Raw genomic sequence first — 15,067 nt, 5'->3', positions numbered from 1 at the left:
CATCAACAATGTCCAACGGCTCTAGCTCGTCATAACTATCCATCGCCACACCGATCACCCCAGCCTCGGGATAACCCACCGGCACATTCACAAAACGCTGATCCATCACCTATGTCCTTTCCCGACGGTCGGCCTCGTTGAGAACCACCGGATCGAATCACGAATCCAGCAACAGCTTGACCGCCGTCGTTCAAAGCATGCCACCCCGCCCAGCCAAGCGCAGCAACAGTAGCCAGAACACCGGAAAAACAAGCACGCAGACTCAGCGGCCTAAGCACCGCTACCTAGGCTCTCGTACTCTCCCAACCGCGCCAAGCTATGTCAGAAACGCCTCCGCAGCCACGTCATAACTTACAATCAGGTCGCCTCGTCGTCGTAGGGTGTGGCGACGAGTTCGGGCTCCGCCGCGGGCTCCGACTTGGCTTGGGCGAGCGCCTTGGCGTCGGCCACCTCCTGCTTGGCAACGACGGTAGCGTCCTTCAGTTGCTGCTTCATCTCCTCAATGTCGCGCTTGGCTTCCTCCAGCGCCGCGATCTCCTGGCTGAGGTGCTTCTTCACGAACGCCTTCGGGTTCATGTCCGCCAGCTGTAGGTCGGCGTACTCGGGGCCGAGCTGCTCGCGCAGCGAAGCCTGGGTGTTGTTGGCGACGTCCTTGAGGTAGACGAACAACCGCGCGGCCTTCCGCGCGTACTGCGGCATCTTCTCGGGGCCCAGAATCACGATGGCGAGCACCAGGATGAGGATGAACTCTACTCCGTCAATGCCAAACAACATGCCCTACATGCTAATGGGTCAGCCGAATCCGACGATGCGCCGCAGCCCGTCGCCGAGCCGCTCCCAGACGGGGCGCGTATAGTCGCTTTCCTCGGGCAGTTCGCCCACCGCTTGGCTGAGCAGCCGGGGCGACCCGTTCGTCGCCACGGAGATGACTCCCGTTGCGCTCTGCCACACCTCCACCGATGGCAGCCCAGTGGCGGCGGGCACGCTCTTTCGTTCGCGTCCCGCGAGCTGGCCCTCCACCCAGACCACGCTGAGCATGTTGACACCGTCGGAGTAAACCAACGTCATCGAGCGCTCGCCGGTGGCCGCCGAGGAGTAGCCCACCAGCGGTAGGCCCGCGACGTGATACGGGCAGTTCACCAGCCCAACACACCAGCCGCGCTGTCCGCTGGCGGTGGCTCTGGACAGTTCCACGGCGCTATGGCGCTCCTCGGGCAGCTCCGCCTCGCCGAGCAGCAGGCGGCGGAAGCTGACGGAGATGGTGGGCTTTCCCTGGGTGTCGTAGCGTTCGCTGCGCAGCGTAATCCCCGACGCGTTGTCGAGCCACCAGCGCGCGACGGCGTGCTCCCCCGAGCGGGCCTCCAACACCTGAGCGTCGCGTCCCGACTCCGCGGCCCGGCTGGGGTAGACGAAGTAGGTCCACCCGCTGGGCGCGACCTGGTCGGCCGAGCTGAAGTCGGGTGCGAAGCTGGTCAGGAAGCGTTCGCCCACCCGGTCGTAGACGATCAGCCCGGCCCCCTCGCCGGAGACGCGCTCAATGCCCACCTCCGCGCCCAGCACCTGGGCATCGTGGGTGATCTGCACCAGCTGGATGCCGCTCAGGCGCACGCGCGCGTCGCCCGCCCGGCGCAGCAGCGCCTCGGCCGACGCGTCGGACACCGGGAGGGCGATCCGGTGCGGCGGCGGCATCGCGTCGGAGGGGGGCATGGGTCTGAGCTGCGCGCCCCGGCCCTGCGCCAGCAGCACGGCGCCCACCGAGCCCTGAACATTGATGGCGGTGGCCTGCCTGGCGAACTGTTCCCGGGCCTGCTGCACGGCGTTGTCGACGACGCGCGGCTCCGGCGCGAGCGCGAAGGCCAGCACCAGCACCCCCGCGACGAAGCTGAAGCCGACCGCCGCGGCGCGCGCCAGCATGCGCTGCTTGCGCCTGCGCCTGGACGGCAGCGGGCAGGCCGCGCCGGCGGGCAGGTAGAGGGGTTGGGCGCAGTCGTCGCCCGCGATGGCCTCCAGCCTGCTGGCCAGCGACGATGGTGCGGCGCTCGCGGGGACCCGCGCGCTGGACAGCCGCTCACGCAGTTCGCGCAGCTCCGCCGCTTCCTCGCGGCACAGGGGGCAGGAGGCGAGGTGCTTGGCCACTTCTTCCCAGCGTTTGACGGCGAGGGTGCCGTCAACGAACCCCGAGAGGTCGTCGCGGAATCTGTGGCAGGCCATCGCTCAGACCCCCAGGAAGCGTGAGCGTCCCTTCGCGGGCGCGCGGTGCTTCAGCGCCGAACGCAGTTGGCTGCGGCCGCGCGAGATGCGGCTGCGCACGGTGCCGAGCTTCACGTCGAGCACTTCGGCGATCTCCTCGTAGCTCAGCCCCTCGATGTCGCACAGCACCACCGCCACCCGGTATTCCGGCTTCAGTTGGGCGAGTGCCGCGGTCACGTCGGCGTCGAGCAGCGCGTCGGCGTGCACGTTCTCCGGGGTGTCCGCGCTGCCCCAGATGTGTTCCGGCGCGGTGGACAGCGCGTCCATGCGGATGCGCTGCCGGCGGCGGGCGCCATCGAGGAACAAATTGGTGGTGATGCGATGCAGCCAGCCGGCGAGCGTCCCCGGCTGGAAGGTGTGGATGGATTTGAAAACCTTTTCGAACACGTCCTGGGTGAGATCCTCGGCGTCGTGGGCGTTCCCGGTGAGCCGCAGCGCGTAGCGGTAGATCTGGGGCGAGTAGTCGCGCACCAGTTCCTGCCACGTCGGGGCCGCTACGGGGGCCTCAGCTGCCATAGTTTTCTCCACGTCATCCAGTACAGCAGGCGAACCTGTCAATTACCTGTGTATGTTCAAACGCTGTGGAGAACTATTTTGTTCCCGATCAGCCCTCGAACGCGAGATGAGCATCGAGCACCCTCAGGTAGCGCTCCACCGCCTCCGTCGGGGCCTCACCCATGGGCGCCCGGCAGCCGCCGACGTCGAAGCCGCGCGCCCGGAGCACAGCCTTCACCATCATGCAGCCCTGGGTGGCGAAGATTCCGGTGAACGCGGGTAGCGCGAACTTGTTGAGCGCAGCGGCCTCCGCCACCCGCCCTGAACGATAATGATCGACGATGGCGCGCGCCGTGCGGGCGGTGAAATGTGTGGATGTGCCCACCACCCCCGCACCGCCCACGGCCAGCAGCGGCAGCAGCAGGGCGTCGTCGCCCGCGTAGTACTGCAAAGTGGTGTTGGCCAGCACTACCGAACTCGACGCCAGCTGTCCCTTCGCGTCCTTGACGGCGACGATCCGCGGGTGCTCGGCCAGCCGGATCAACATGTCCTCCGGGATCGGCAGCCCAGCGCGGTGCGGGATATCGTAGAGCATCACGGGCAGCTCGGTGGTGTCGGCGACGACGCGGAAGTGCTCCTCCAGCTGCGCCGCGGGTGGGCGCGAATAGTAGGGGGTGACGACGAGGAGGCCGTCGGCCCCGGCCTCGGCCGCCTGTTCCGCGAGCCGGACGGTGTGCGCCGTCGAGAAGGTGCCGACCCCGGCGACGATGCTCGCCCGCTCCCCCACCGCTTCGGACACGGCTTCCAGCAGGGCGCGTTTCTCGGCGTCGCTGGTGGTGGGGGCCTCGCCGGTGGTGCCGTTGATGACCAGGGCGTCGTTGCCCAGGTCGTCGACCAGGTGTTTCGCGAGCCGCTGCGCCGCGTCGAGGTCGACTTCGTTCCCGCGGAAGGGCGTCACCATCGCGGTGACGACGCTGCCGAAAACTGGTTCGAGCTGTTCGTCCATCTTGCTCTCCGTTAGTCGATGACCCGCTCATTGTAGTGGCTGTCCCACCTATTGGAGGCTGGGCGACTAGTCTTGGTCATGTGACTAGTGACAAGCAGCCTCTCGCGCCCACGGCCGAATCCTGGGCATACACCGAAGACTACGCGCCGGTCTCCGAGGCGGTGCGCGCCGCCCGCGACGAAGCGATCCTGAGCGGCGCCACCCCGATCAGCACCGGCGTCGTGGCGCTGCTCAGCGTGCTCACCCGCGCGATGGGTGCGCGAAACGTCGTCGAGGTGGGCACTTTGCACGGCGGCTCCGGGGCCGCCTTCCTGGAGGCGATGGGCAAGGAGGGGGTGCTCACCAGCATCGATCTCGCCGCCGAGCAGCAGCTGTGGGCCCGGCAGGTGTTCCAGCAGGCCGGCTTCCCCTCGTCGCGTTACCGCCTGATCGCGGGCGCGCCGCTCGACGTGCTGCAGAAGTTGCGCGACGGGGCCTACGACATCGTCTTCGTCAACGGCGCCAAGCTCGACTACGTCGAGTTCGTGTACTCGGCGGGCAGGCTCCTGCGCCCCGGCGGTGTGCTGATCCTGCATGACGCGCTGTGGTTCAACGAGGTGCCCGACCAGTCCCGCGAGTCCGACGAGGCCATCATCATCCGCGACGCGCTGGAGGCGGTCACCGCGAGCGAGGAGTACGCGCAGGCGCTGCTGCCCGTTGGCAACGGTCTCCTGCTCGCCACGAAGCGTTAGCAACCGGTTGCAGGGATAACCGGCCCGACCGAGTCCTTCCGGCACGGCCTGGCCCGCGCGTCGCCGGCCAGGAGACCGGCTGGCCCCTACCGAGGAGCCAGCCGGTTCCGGGACAGCCATCCGGGCCGGTCAGTCGCGTGGCACCGTGACGCCCTTGCCGACCACCACGATGCCGCCGGGCGACACCGCCAGGCCGCGAGCCCGGTCGTGGTCGTGGTCGACGCCGATCTGCACCCCGTCGGGGATCACCGCGTTCTTGTCGAGGATGGCGCGGCGAACCACCGCGTTCTTGCCGATGCGCACCTTGTCCATCAGCACCGAGTCGGACACCTGCGCCCACTTGTCGACGTGCACGTGGGGGCTGAGCACGGAGCGGTCGATCTCGCCGCCGGAGATGATGCAGCCCGACGTGACGATCGAGTCCTCCGCGCGACCGCGGATCACGAACTTCGCGCCGGGGGCCTGCACCTGGGACGTCCAGATGGGCCACTCCGTGTTGTACAGGTTGAACTCGGGATCGATGCTGACCAGATCCATGTGCGCCTCGTGGAACGCGTCAATGGTACCCACATCACGCCAGTAGTCCTGGTCCTTCTCCGTCGCGCCGGGTACCACGTTGGAGCGGAAGTCGTAGACCTGGGCCTGGCCCTCCTCGGTGAAGCTGGGGATGATGTCCCCGCCCATGTCGTGGCGCGACGTCGGGTCCTCGGCGTCGGCCAGCAGCCGATCGGTGAGCGCCTTCGCGCTGAAGACGTAGTTGCCCATCGACGCGAACGATTCGTCCGGCGAGTCGGGCAGGCCGGGCGGATCCTCCGGTTTCTCCAGGAAGTTGCGGATCTTGCCATCGGCCGCTGCGTCGATGATGCCAAACGAACTGGCCTCGTGCCTGGGCACCCGGATGCCTGCGACGGTGGCCGCCAGCCCCGAGTCAATGTGCGCATCAACCATCTGCTCGATGTCCATGCGGTAGATGTTGTCCGCCCCGAACACGACGACGTAGTCCGGCGCGGCGTCCGAGATCAGGTTGAGCGATTGGAAGATGGCGTCGGCGCTGCCCTGGTACCAGCGTGGCCCCAGCCGCTGCTGAGCCGGCACCGAGGCCACGTAGTTGCCCAGCATCGTCGAGAACCGCCAGGTCATGGAGATGTGCCTATCGAGCGAATGCGACTTATATTGAGTGAGCACCGCGATCTGGCGCAAATCCGAGTTGGCAAGGTTAGACAGCACAAAATCGATGAGTCGGAACGTGCCGCCGAACGGGACCGCCGGTTTGGCGCGGTCCTTCGTGAGGGGCATGAGCCGCTTGCCCTCGCCGCCGGCGAGGACGATGGACAGAATCTTCGGTCGGGTGGACATGACCTGAACCTAACGCATAGCGGCGTGCATTTCGGGTGTTATCCCGAAAAATCACTCAAAATTCGCTCCGCGCCCGCCCAAGCTCCGACGAGTTCGGCCCTAACGGCACGCCGGACCCCAAATCGTGCAACGATGCTCGCATGACTTTCAAGCTTTCACTACTGACCCGCGAGTACCCGCCATCAATCTACGGCGGAGCCGGGGTGCACGTGGCTCAGCTTGTTCCGCAGCTGCGCAAGCTCATCGATGTCGATGTCCACTGCATGGGCGAGCCGCGCGACGGTGCCGTGGCGCACCCCGAGACCTTCCCGCCCGACGCCAACGCAGCACTGCGCGTGCTCGGAGCCGACCTTTCGATCGCTGCAGCGCTGGCACCGGATACCGCCATCTGTCACTCCCACACCTGGTACGCAAACATGGCAGGGCACATCGGAGCGCTGCTGCTGGACGTGCCCCACGTCGTCACTTCCCACTCCTTGGAGCCCCACCGGCCGTGGAAGGCCGAGCAGCTAGGCGGCGGGTATCGCGTATCGTCCTGGGCCGAGCGCACCGCCTACCAGGCCGCAGATGCCGTGATCTCGGTGTCCGCCGGCATGCGCCGGGACGTGCTAGACAGCTACCCGGAACTGAACCCCGAGAAGGTGCACGTCGTGAAGAACGGCATCGACACCGAAGAGTTCCGCCCAGACACCGGCACCGACGTCGTCTCCGCCCTGGGCATCGACCTGGACAAGCCGTACGTGGCCTTCGTCGGCCGCATCACGCGCCAGAAGGGACTGGTGCACCTCGTGCGCTCAGCAGCGCAGTTCGACCCCGACACGCAGCTTGTGCTGCTGGCCGGCGCGCCGGACACCCCGGAGATCGCCGCAGAGTTCGACGAGGCCTTCGCCGCGTTGAAGCGCCAGCGCACCGCCGGTGTGCTCTGGGTGCAGGAGATGCTGCCGCGCGCCTCAGTGCGCCAGGTGCTCACACACGCCACTGTCTTCGCCTGCCCGTCGGTTTACGAACCGCTCGGCATCGTGAACCTGGAGGCGATGGCCTGCGAAACCCCCGTCGTCGCCTCCGCCGTCGGCGGAATCCCGGAGGTGGTGGCCGACGGAGAAACCGGTCTCCTGGTCCCCTACGATCCCGCGCAAGCTGGCGATCCAGAGTTCGTGCGGGGTTTCGAGGCCGCCTTCGCCGATCGAGTCAACCAGTTGACCCGGGATACGGCCCTCGCTCGCCAGTTCGGCATTGCCGGGCGGCAGCGTTGCATCGACGAGTTCTCGTGGGCTGCGATCGCCGAGCAGACCGTTGACGTGTACCGGCTCGCCATCGAGCGGCACGGCAGCTGACGCACGCGAGGGGGCGCCCGGCACTGCTGGCCGGGCGCCCCCTCGCGGACAAAAACTAGCCGATCACTGCCTGGAGTTCAGTGAGCAGCGCGTTCGCCTCCTCGGAGTTCATCTCCACGACCAGTCGACCACCCCCATCGACGGGGACGCGCATAACAATCCCACGGCCTTCCTTGGTGACTTCCATTGGTCCGTCGCCAGTACGGGGCTTCATCGCTGCCATGAAATAATCCTCACTACTCAGTCGGGCTGACACCCAGTCTACCGCGATCATCCACGTTGTCGGCCGTCTCAAGACGAAACCCGTTCCCCAACCCGGACACGCCGCCGCGTCGGCACACACCCGGCATTTCCGACGGCCTCCGGAAGCCCCCCCTCAGCCCAACTCCGGGCACGGAACAGCGACGGCCTACTCCGCCGACATCCGGTGCGGGCCCTCCCTCGCGGGTTCCTGCCCGGCAAGCTCCTCGGACGGGTCGGGCCTCTCTGACTCCGGGATGTCCTGTGTCGCTTCCCGCTCTTCGGCAGCGGCACCCGACGATTCCTCCTCGCTGGTTCCCCCGCCGGTAGGCATCGGGTTCGACGGCGTCGCAGCTGTGGCCTGCGACGCCGCGTCGAGCGGCTCGAAGTGCCGATCCAGCACCTCGTCCACGAAGGCCATGTCGTAGCCCCGCGGCCGAACGGTGAAGCTAGGTCGCTCGACGCTCAGCCCAGCGACGATCTGGTCCAGCAACTGGTCCACCTCCTGCCTGGCGTAGCCAAAGGGCGCGGCGGGAATCACCAGTTTCGCCCGGAACTCGCCGTCGATCGGTCCTTCTGGAAGTCTGCCCTTCGGCGCATCCGAGGTGGTGGGTTGCCACTGGCCGAACTTTCCAGTGCCGGCGATCGCGGCCAGTGCCATCACCGCCAGCGCAGCCAGCACGATGATGACAATCACTTGTACTCTCCGTTCGGCTTGCCCATAGCGGCCACCGCCTCCTCCACATCGTCGGTGAGGAGGAATAGGGTCTCATCACGTGCCGAGATGTACCCGCCGCCGATGAGGGTGTTCTTGATCCAGGAAACCAGCGGCCCCCAGTACTCGGTGCCGAACAACACCACCGGGAACTGCGTCACCTTTCCCGTCTGGATGAGGGTAAGCGACTCGAACAGCTCGTCGAGAGTGCCGAATCCGCCCGGCAGGGTGATGAATCCGCGCGAGTACTTCAGGAACATCGTCTTGCGCGCGAAGAAGTACCGGAAGTTGATGCCGAGCGTGACGAAGTCGTTGATACCCTGCTCGTGCGGCAGTTCGATGCCCAACCCAACCGAGGTACCCCCAGCCTCCCAGGCGCCCTTGTTGCCGGCCTCCATGATGCCGGGGCCGCCCCCGGTGATGACCGCGAAGCCCTCCTCCACCAAGCGCGTGGCCAGCTGCTGCGCCTTGCCGTACATCTCGTCGCCCGGCTTGGTACGGGCGGAGCCAAAGATGCTGACCGCTGGCTCTAGGTCGTGTAGCGCGTCGAAGCCCTCCACGAACTCCGATTGGATGCGCAACACCCGCCAGGGATCCTGCTGATGACGCTTGAAGCTCTCGTCCAGGAGAGCCTGGTCCGCTGTCGGCTGCTCGTGGCGCTTGCCGGACAGGATCAGCGCACCCTGGGTGCGGCGGAGTTGTGTCATGGGTGGCCTTTCTACTCAGTCGCCGTCAGCCAGGCTCTCAGGCCTGCGGCGCACTTGTCCAAGTCTGTCAGTGGGCAGCGTTCGTCGTCACGGTGGGCCAGCGACGGATCCCCCGGTCCGTAGTTCACTGCTGAGATGCCCAGTTCGGCAAACCGCGCAACATCGGTCCAGCCATACTTCGGCTTCGCGTCGCCCCCCACCGCGGCCAGAAACTCGCGTGCCGGCGCCCGGTCGAATCCCGGGCGTGCAGCGGGCGAAGCATCGTCGACGATGAACTCGCGCCCGAACAGCTCCCTCAACCAGTCAAGAGCGTCGGCAACCGACTTGTCCGGCGCAAACCGGTAGTTCACGGTAAGCGACGCGCTAGGCGGAATGACGTTCTTGGCCATGCCCCCAGTCACCTCGACGGCGTTCAAGCCCTCCCGGTAGACGAGCCCGTCCACCTCCACTTCTCGCGGCTGGTACGCCGCAAGGACAGCCAACAGTTCAGCTAGGCCGTGGATAGCGTTCACCCCCATCCAACTACGCGCCGAGTGGGCGGCCTGGCCCTCGACCTCGAATACCACCCGCACCGTCCCCTGGCAGCCACCCTCAATCAGCGCGGCGGTGGGCTCCATCAGCACCGCGAAGTCGGCCTGCACGAGGTCGGGCCGGGTGCGTGCCAACCGCCCCAAGCCGTTCCTGCTGGCTTCCACCTCCTCGTTATCGTAGAAGATCCAGGTGATGTCCCGAGCGGGAGTGGTCAGCTCCGCAGCCAGCGCCAGCATGACCGCCACCCCGCCCTTCATGTCGACGGTACCGCGGCCCCAGAGTTCGCCGTCAATCAGTCTCGACGGCAGATTGTCGGCCACGGGCACCGTGTCCAGGTGCCCGGCGATCACCACTCGCTGGTCGCGCCCCAGGTTGGTGCGCGCAACCACGCAGTCGTCGTCGCGGTACAGCTCCAGGTGTGGCAGCCTGAGCGCTGCCTGTATGAGGTCCGCGAGGGCGCGCTCGTTTCCGGAGACGCTCTCCACGTCGACGATCTGCGCCAACAGCTGGCCCAGCGGGGCACCAAGGTCAAGGCTCATGGCCTTGAGCTTAGCCAACTGGGTGGTCGCGTCGGCCCGGCCCGCAGGTTGCAGTTTTCGCCCGGATCCTCCGCACGGGCTGGCTAGACTGGCACACATGACTGAAACTCGCACCGCCTGGGCCTGGGGCCTGGCAACCGTCCATCCCCAGGGCATCCTTGACGCCTGGTATCCCTCCCCCGCGCTGGGCGACGACATCACGGCGGAGCCCCCCGCCGAACTGGCAGCGGCTGCGAGCACAGATACGACGCGCGGCGTCGAAAGCAGGCCGGTCCGGGTGCAGATCCAGCTCGACGAGCCGCCCGCCGGCGTCGAGGACGCCTACCTGAGACTACACCTGCTCTCCGCCAGGCTGGTCCAGCCGCACGGTCTGAACCTCACCGGCATCTTCGGCGTGCTACCCAACAACGCGTGGACCAACCTAGGCCCGGTGCGCATCGACGACGTGCCACGCGTCCGGCTGGCACTCAGGGCCCAGGGTCGGCAGCTCACCGTCTACGGGGTCGACAAGTTCCCCCGCATGATTGACTATGTCGTGCCCAGCGGGGTTCGCATCGGCGACGCGGATCGAGTCCGGCTGGGCGCCCACCTCGCGGCGGGCACCACCGTCATGCACGAGGGATTCATCAACTTCAACGCCGGCACTCTCGGAACCAGCATGGTCGAGGGTCGCATCTCGGCCGGGGTGGTCGTCGGCGATGGATCGGATGTCGGCGGCGGCGCCTCGATCATGGGTACCCTCTCCGGCGGCGGACAGGAAGTGATCCGCATCGGCGAGCGCTGCCTGCTGGGCGCCGAATCCGGCATCGGGATCTCGCTGGGCGACGATTGCGTCGTCGAGGCCGGCCTGTACGTCACTGCGGGCACCAAGGTGACGCTGCCCGACGGGCAGGTGGTCAAGGCGCGCGAGCTCTCGGGCCAGCATGACCTGCTCTTCCTACGCGACTCCCTCACCGGGCAGGTGGTGGTCAAGCACCGCCGCCAAAACAAGGTCGCGCTGAACGCCGAGCTGCACGCCAACTGATGAAACGCCGACTCACCCTGGCGGTCGTCCTGGCGCTCGTCGCCGGGCTGGGCATCGTCGCGTGGCAGGCCTACGGCTACCTGTACGCGCGCTTCACACCGGAGCGGTGCACCGTCGCCAATCCCGCCGGCGAGCCGGTGGCCCTGACCCGCGAACAGTCTCGCATGAGCAGCATCATCGTCGCGGCCTCCTTCCAGGCGGGCCTGCCGGAACGGGCGGCGACGGTGGCGCTCGCCACCGCCTACCAGGAGTCCGGCATCCGAAACCTCGACTACGGCGACCGCGACTCCCTCGGCCTCTTCCAGCAGCGCCCCGACCCGCGCTTCGACTGGGGCACCGCGGAGCAGATCATGGATCCCTGGTATTCCTCGCTGCGCTTCTACGAGGAGTTGGTGAAGTTTAAAAAGTGGGAGAGCACCGACATCAACGACCAGGCGCAGAAAGTGCAGCGCTCCGGCCACCCGCAGGCCTACCGCAAGCACGTGCCGAACGCCACGGCGCTGGCAGCGACGCTGCGCGGTTCCCAGCAAGCCGCCGTCACCTGTGTCAGCTTCGCCGAGCCGGTGGCCAACCCCGACCCGATCATTGAGGTGCTGAAGCCCGTGCCGGGCGTCACGGTGCGCACCGACGGCAACCAGCTGCTAATCACGGCCGACGACGACGCCCACCTCTGGGCGGCCGTCCACCTGGCGCTGCTGAACACCTACGAGGCGGGAGTGAGCGTCGTCGAGGTCGGCGACCAGCGCCTGGAAACCAACGGCACCTGGCGCACCACCGAACGAAGAGTGGACGGAGCGGTGCTCACGCTCGGACCCGCCCAGAAATAGGGAACTGGGAACGACGGGCCCTCGGACGGTCGGTGCCCAGCGCTCAGGCGGTGAGTCTGCCGACCGCCGCAGCGACCCGCTCGTCGGTGGCGGTCAAGGCCACGCGAACGTGGCGCGCCGCAGCCGGGCCGTAGAAATCGCCCGGCGCCACCAGGATGCCGCGCTCGGCCAGCCAGGCCACGCTTTCCCGGCAGTCCTCGCCGCGCGTGGCCCACAGGTAGAGCGAGCCCTCGGAATGTTCCACGGTGAAACCCGCCGTTTCCAGCGCGGGCCGCAGCAGCCGACGGCGGGCCAGGTAGCGCTCGCGCTGCTCGTCGACGTGCTCCTGGTCGTCCAGCATCGCCGCCAGCGCCGCCTGCACGGGCGCGGGCACCATCATGCCCAGGTGCTTACGCAGCCCGACGAGGGCCTGCACCAGCGCCGGATCACCGACGACGAACCCCGCGCGATAGCCTGCCGCGTTCGAGCGCTTCGACACGGAATGCACCGCCAACAGCCCCTCGTGATCGCCGTCGCACACCCTCGGGTCGAGCACCGACAGCGGCTCCGCCTCCCAAGCGAACTCCCCATAGCACTCGTCGCTGGCCAGCACCGCCCCCAGCTCGCGGGCGCGGGCCACGAAGGCGCGCAGCTCGTCGAGGCCCAGGATGCGACCGGTCGGGTTGGCGGGTGAGTTGATCCAGATCAACCTGGTGTCGCCCGGCAGCCGTGCCGGATCGTCGCAAGCCAGCGGCCTGGCGCCGGAGGTGAGGGCCCCCACCTCGTACGTCGGGTAGGCCATCGTCGGGAAGGCAACAACCGACTCCGCGCGCAGCCCGAGCAAGGTGGGCAGCCAGCCCACGATCTCCTTCGTGCCGATCACCGGCAACACCGACTCATGGCTGAGGCCGGTCACGCCCCAGCGTCGCGACATGTAGCGCAGTATCGCGGAACGGCACGTTGGCGTACCCCAAACCGTCGGGTAGCCGTGCGCGTTGGCCGCAGCCGCCAGCGCGGCGCGCGCCACGTCGGGGGTGCCGTCCACCGGGGTACCCACCGAAAGGTCGACGATGCCCCCCGGATGGGCGCTGGCCGTGGCCTTCGCCTCGGCCAGCGAATCCCACGGGAAGTCCGGCAGGCTGAGCATCTCAGGCCTGCGGGGGCAGCGCCTCGATCATGGGGTGATCCTTATCGATCACCCCAAGCTTCGCGGCTCCCCCGGGGGAGCCGATTCCGTCGAAGAACTGCACATTTGCGTCGTAGAACTCGGCCTGATCCTCCGGCAGGTCATCCTCGTAGTAGATGGCCTCAACCGGGCAGACAGGCTCACAAGCCCCACAGTCAACGCACTCGTCGGGGTGGATGTACAGCATCCGATTGCCCTCATAGATGCAGTCGACGGGACACTCATCCACGCAGGCGCGGTCCTTCACGTCGACGCAGGGCAAAGCGATGATGTAGGTCATGGTTCTCCTCAAACGTTGCTGTCAGAGAGTCTAACTCGCGCGGCCGCACGGCGCACCCATCGACCAGGCCTGTTCAAAAGTGCTGTCAGGGAGAGGCCCGATCCGGTGTGCCGCAGATCCGCGCGGCTTTCGCAACGAGCCCTAGGCGCAGGTGATCCGGTCGCCCGCGTCGTACTTCCAGAAGAACGGCTCGGTCTTCACCACCTGCCCGCCCTTGTAGAACAGCCGATCGTAGCTCACGCTGAACCCCTGGATCGGGGACTGCGGCTCACACTTCGCGTCGTTCGACACCCGGGTGCCGCCCGAATAGTAGTCGAACTTGCGCAGCTCGCTGGACTCCACCTTGTCCCACGTGGGCCTCGACCAGATGCGGAACGTCACGGAACCCTTCTTGCCCCCACCGGACGGGTCGATGAAGCCCTGGATGATCGCGGGGTACTCGGTGTTGTTCTTGAATCTGAGGTCGACAGCTCCGTAGTAGACCGTGGCCTCACGGCCCGCCGGGTAGCGTGGAAAGTACAGCGAATGCGGTTTGTGCTCGACGTCCTCGTAGCCCGCGAAGAACGCGGCGTTGAACAGCGTGGTGGCTGCCTGCGACACCCCGCCACCGCTCGACTTCTGGAGCGCCCCGCCGTTGATGACGTAGCCCTCGGTGAAACCATTCTCCGGCGTGCGCTCGCCCACCGTGTTGTTCATGCTGAAGGTCTCGCCCGGCAGCACGACGGTGCCGTTGATCAGCTTGGCCGCCTGGCCGATATTGACGTTGCGGTAGTGCGAGTGCGGGTAGTGGGTGGTGAACTCGCCGATCACCTGGGTGGGCTTAAGCTGCTCCGCCTTTTCCGTCGTGAACTCCGGCTCCTGCACGGCCGACTCGATCTTGGCAGTGCGGTCACCCTCAAGCGCCTGCTTCAGCGCCGTGCTTACCTGCTCGGGGCCGATCGTGGTGCCGCTCTTCCCCGGGACGACCGTGACTGCGCCCTCCGCGAAAGTATAGGAGGCGTTCTTGGGGCCGTCCGCGCTGAGCTTGGACAACGCCTCCTTCGTCACCTCCTGCAGCGCCACCTCGTTGACCCCCACAGCGAGGTCGCTGCCCTTACCGGTGATCTGGACCACCGTCGTGATCTGCTCCTCGGTCAGCACGAGGTCTCCGTTGGCGGTGGTGAGCGTGACCGCCCCGGTGAGTGCCTTCTTCAGCGTCCCGTCACGGAACTCCGCGACCTTTGCATCGCTGGTCTCCGGCTCGACGGTGGCCAGCGCCGGCTCCACCGTCTGCTTTCCTGCGGTGAAGGATTCGATCACCCTGTCCACCGTCTCATCCACCTTGAGTGAATGCCCGACGACCGCCGGCGAACCGCTCACCTTGCCGTCCACCAAAGTGATCGTGGCATCCACCGGCGCCAGCTCGAACTTGGCGGTCACGCCAGCGACCGCCTGCTTCAGCTTTTCTCGATCGATGTCGAAAACGAGATCGACGGATTCACCACCGGCCAACGACCGGTAGATGTGCGCGGGGTTCCAACTGAAGCCCGCCCCGGCGTTGTGCACCGTCTGGGCGAAATCGACCGACAGGCCCGAGCTCGCGGGATCCAGCTCAACGCTGCGCTCCCCGAACCTGAGCATCACCGGCTTGCCAAAGCCGTCACCCAGCTCGTCGCGCAGCCGCTGCTCCGCCGTCGCTGGGGTGAGCCCGCCAATAGCGACACCGCGGGCTTCAGCACGGGCAGGCACCTGATTTCCGGCAACGAAATAGGCCGCAACGTAGGTACCGCTCGTCAGAGCCAGCGCACAGCCGATGCCGATCCCGAGCCAAAGCTTCTTACGCTTCTTAGAGTTAGAGTCTTTCACCAACCAACCTCATGAAAAAACA

Annotated in this window: 16 protein-coding genes; 4 read left to right on the top strand and 12 right to left on the bottom strand. The window is 67.0% G+C overall.

What is annotated here, in order from left to right:
- Positions 1-357 precede the first annotated feature (357 nt).
- The 4 genes from EII42_RS07025 to dapA all read right to left on the bottom strand — a co-directional run bounded on the left by EII42_RS07025 (position 358) and on the right by dapA (position 3,751).
- On the bottom strand, positions 358-774 hold the full coding sequence (locus EII42_RS07025) for a Sec-independent protein translocase subunit TatB (RefSeq protein WP_125171409.1): 417 nt from the start codon (positions 772-774) through the stop codon (positions 358-360).
- Positions 775-792: 18 nt separating this feature from the next.
- On the bottom strand, positions 793-2,211 hold the full coding sequence (locus EII42_RS07020; protein ID WP_125171408.1) for an anti-sigma factor: 1,419 nt from the start codon (positions 2,209-2,211) through the stop codon (positions 793-795).
- Positions 2,212-2,214: 3 nt separating this feature from the next.
- The gene (gene sigE / locus EII42_RS07015; RefSeq protein ID WP_125171407.1) at positions 2,215-2,766 is read right to left on the bottom strand and encodes an RNA polymerase sigma factor SigE; all 552 of its coding nucleotides are present in this window, start codon (positions 2,764-2,766) and stop codon (positions 2,215-2,217) included.
- Between the two features lie 88 nt (positions 2,767-2,854).
- Positions 2,855-3,751 (bottom strand): 4-hydroxy-tetrahydrodipicolinate synthase, encoded by an 897-nt coding sequence (gene dapA / locus EII42_RS07010; RefSeq protein WP_125171406.1) that lies wholly within the window; start codon positions 3,749-3,751, stop codon positions 2,855-2,857.
- A gap of 80 nt (positions 3,752-3,831) precedes the next feature.
- Here dapA and EII42_RS07005 point away from each other — a divergent pair, with 80 nt between their 5' ends.
- Complete coding sequence (locus EII42_RS07005) at positions 3,832-4,482, top strand: O-methyltransferase (protein WP_125171405.1); 651 nt, start codon at positions 3,832-3,834, stop codon at positions 4,480-4,482.
- Between the two features lie 129 nt (positions 4,483-4,611).
- Here the strand turns inward: EII42_RS07005 and glgC are convergent, their stop codons facing one another.
- Positions 4,612-5,838 carry a glucose-1-phosphate adenylyltransferase gene (gene glgC / locus EII42_RS07000; RefSeq protein ID WP_125171404.1) on the bottom strand — a complete coding sequence of 409 codons (1,227 nt, stop codon included), beginning with the start codon at positions 5,836-5,838 and terminating at the stop codon, positions 4,612-4,614.
- 140 nt (positions 5,839-5,978) lie between these two features.
- Here glgC and glgA point away from each other — a divergent pair, with 140 nt between their 5' ends.
- A complete protein-coding gene (glgA, locus tag EII42_RS06995) occupies positions 5,979-7,172 on the top strand; it encodes a glycogen synthase (RefSeq protein WP_125171403.1) in 1,194 nt (397 codons plus the stop codon).
- A gap of 55 nt (positions 7,173-7,227) precedes the next feature.
- Here the strand turns inward: glgA and EII42_RS06990 are convergent, their stop codons facing one another.
- The 4 genes from EII42_RS06990 to dapE form a co-directional block, all read right to left on the bottom strand.
- Positions 7,228-7,395: a DUF3117 domain-containing protein gene (locus tag EII42_RS06990; RefSeq protein ID WP_125171402.1), complete on the bottom strand. Its 168-nt coding sequence runs from the start codon at positions 7,393-7,395 to the stop codon at positions 7,228-7,230.
- A gap of 186 nt (positions 7,396-7,581) precedes the next feature.
- On the bottom strand, positions 7,582-8,109 hold the full coding sequence (locus EII42_RS06985; RefSeq protein WP_125171401.1) for a hypothetical protein: 528 nt from the start codon (positions 8,107-8,109) through the stop codon (positions 7,582-7,584).
- On the bottom strand, positions 8,106-8,834 hold the full coding sequence (locus EII42_RS06980; protein WP_125171400.1) for a TIGR00730 family Rossman fold protein: 729 nt from the start codon (positions 8,832-8,834) through the stop codon (positions 8,106-8,108). Before EII42_RS06980 ends, EII42_RS06985 begins: the two co-directional genes overlap by 4 nt.
- 11 nt (positions 8,835-8,845) lie before the next feature.
- Positions 8,846-9,904 (bottom strand): succinyl-diaminopimelate desuccinylase, encoded by a 1,059-nt coding sequence (dapE, locus tag EII42_RS06975; RefSeq protein WP_125171399.1) that lies wholly within the window; start codon positions 9,902-9,904, stop codon positions 8,846-8,848.
- Positions 9,905-10,001: 97 nt separating this feature from the next.
- On the opposite strand from dapE, the gene dapD reads away from it, so the two are divergent.
- Positions 10,002-10,928, top strand: a complete 927-nt coding sequence (gene dapD, locus EII42_RS06970; RefSeq protein WP_125171398.1) for a 2,3,4,5-tetrahydropyridine-2,6-dicarboxylate N-succinyltransferase — start codon at positions 10,002-10,004, stop codon at positions 10,926-10,928.
- Complete coding sequence (locus EII42_RS13845) at positions 10,928-11,755, top strand: hypothetical protein (RefSeq protein WP_125171397.1); 828 nt, start codon at positions 10,928-10,930, stop codon at positions 11,753-11,755. Before dapD ends, EII42_RS13845 begins: the two co-directional genes overlap by 1 nt.
- A gap of 43 nt (positions 11,756-11,798) precedes the next feature.
- On the opposite strand, the gene dapC is transcribed toward EII42_RS13845, so the two are convergent.
- The 3 genes from dapC to EII42_RS06950 all read right to left on the bottom strand — a co-directional run bounded on the left by dapC (position 11,799) and on the right by EII42_RS06950 (position 15,045).
- The gene (gene dapC, locus EII42_RS06960) at positions 11,799-12,881 is read right to left on the bottom strand and encodes a succinyldiaminopimelate transaminase (RefSeq protein ID WP_125171396.1); all 1,083 of its coding nucleotides are present in this window, start codon (positions 12,879-12,881) and stop codon (positions 11,799-11,801) included.
- A 1-nt stretch (position 12,882) separates the two neighbouring features.
- Positions 12,883-13,200 carry a ferredoxin gene (gene fdxA / locus EII42_RS06955; protein WP_125171395.1) on the bottom strand — a complete coding sequence of 106 codons (318 nt, stop codon included), beginning with the start codon at positions 13,198-13,200 and terminating at the stop codon, positions 12,883-12,885.
- 141 nt (positions 13,201-13,341) lie between these two features.
- Positions 13,342-15,045 (bottom strand): VanW family protein, encoded by a 1,704-nt coding sequence (locus tag EII42_RS06950; protein ID WP_125171394.1) that lies wholly within the window; start codon positions 15,043-15,045, stop codon positions 13,342-13,344.
- Positions 15,046-15,067: the final 22 nt, after the last annotated feature.

The organism is Tessaracoccus sp. OH4464_COT-324 (assembly GCF_003932855.1).
Lineage (GTDB): Bacteria > Actinomycetota > Actinomycetes > Propionibacteriales > Propionibacteriaceae > Arachnia.
This window is presented reverse-complemented; position numbering and strand designations above follow the sequence as displayed.

What these genes read in the sequence shown, in the direction of transcription:
- EII42_RS07025 (WP_125171409.1), bottom strand. Translation starts at nt 774, where the DNA reads ATGTTGTTTGGCATTGACGGAGTAGAGTTCATCCTCATCCTGGTGCTC.
- EII42_RS07020 (WP_125171408.1), bottom strand. Translation starts at nt 2,211, where the DNA reads ATGGCCTGCCACAGATTCCGCGACGACCTCTCGGGGTTCGTTGACGGC.
- sigE (WP_125171407.1), bottom strand. Translation starts at nt 2,766, where the DNA reads ATGGCAGCTGAGGCCCCCGTAGCGGCCCCGACGTGGCAGGAACTGGTG.
- dapA (WP_125171406.1), bottom strand. Translation starts at nt 3,751, where the DNA reads ATGGACGAACAGCTCGAACCAGTTTTCGGCAGCGTCGTCACCGCGATG.
- glgC (WP_125171404.1), bottom strand. Translation starts at nt 5,838, where the DNA reads ATGTCCACCCGACCGAAGATTCTGTCCATCGTCCTCGCCGGCGGCGAG.
- glgA (WP_125171403.1), top strand. Translation starts at nt 5,979, where the DNA reads ATGACTTTCAAGCTTTCACTACTGACCCGCGAGTACCCGCCATCAATC.
- EII42_RS06990 (WP_125171402.1), bottom strand. Translation starts at nt 7,395, where the DNA reads ATGGCAGCGATGAAGCCCCGTACTGGCGACGGACCAATGGAAGTCACC.
- EII42_RS06980 (WP_125171400.1), bottom strand. Translation starts at nt 8,834, where the DNA reads ATGACACAACTCCGCCGCACCCAGGGTGCGCTGATCCTGTCCGGCAAG.
- dapE (WP_125171399.1), bottom strand. Translation starts at nt 9,904, where the DNA reads ATGAGCCTTGACCTTGGTGCCCCGCTGGGCCAGCTGTTGGCGCAGATC.
- dapD (WP_125171398.1), top strand. Translation starts at nt 10,002, where the DNA reads ATGACTGAAACTCGCACCGCCTGGGCCTGGGGCCTGGCAACCGTCCAT.
- EII42_RS13845 (WP_125171397.1), top strand. Translation starts at nt 10,928, where the DNA reads ATGAAACGCCGACTCACCCTGGCGGTCGTCCTGGCGCTCGTCGCCGGG.
- dapC (WP_125171396.1), bottom strand. Translation starts at nt 12,881, where the DNA reads ATGCTCAGCCTGCCGGACTTCCCGTGGGATTCGCTGGCCGAGGCGAAG.
- fdxA (WP_125171395.1), bottom strand. Translation starts at nt 13,200, where the DNA reads ATGACCTACATCATCGCTTTGCCCTGCGTCGACGTGAAGGACCGCGCC.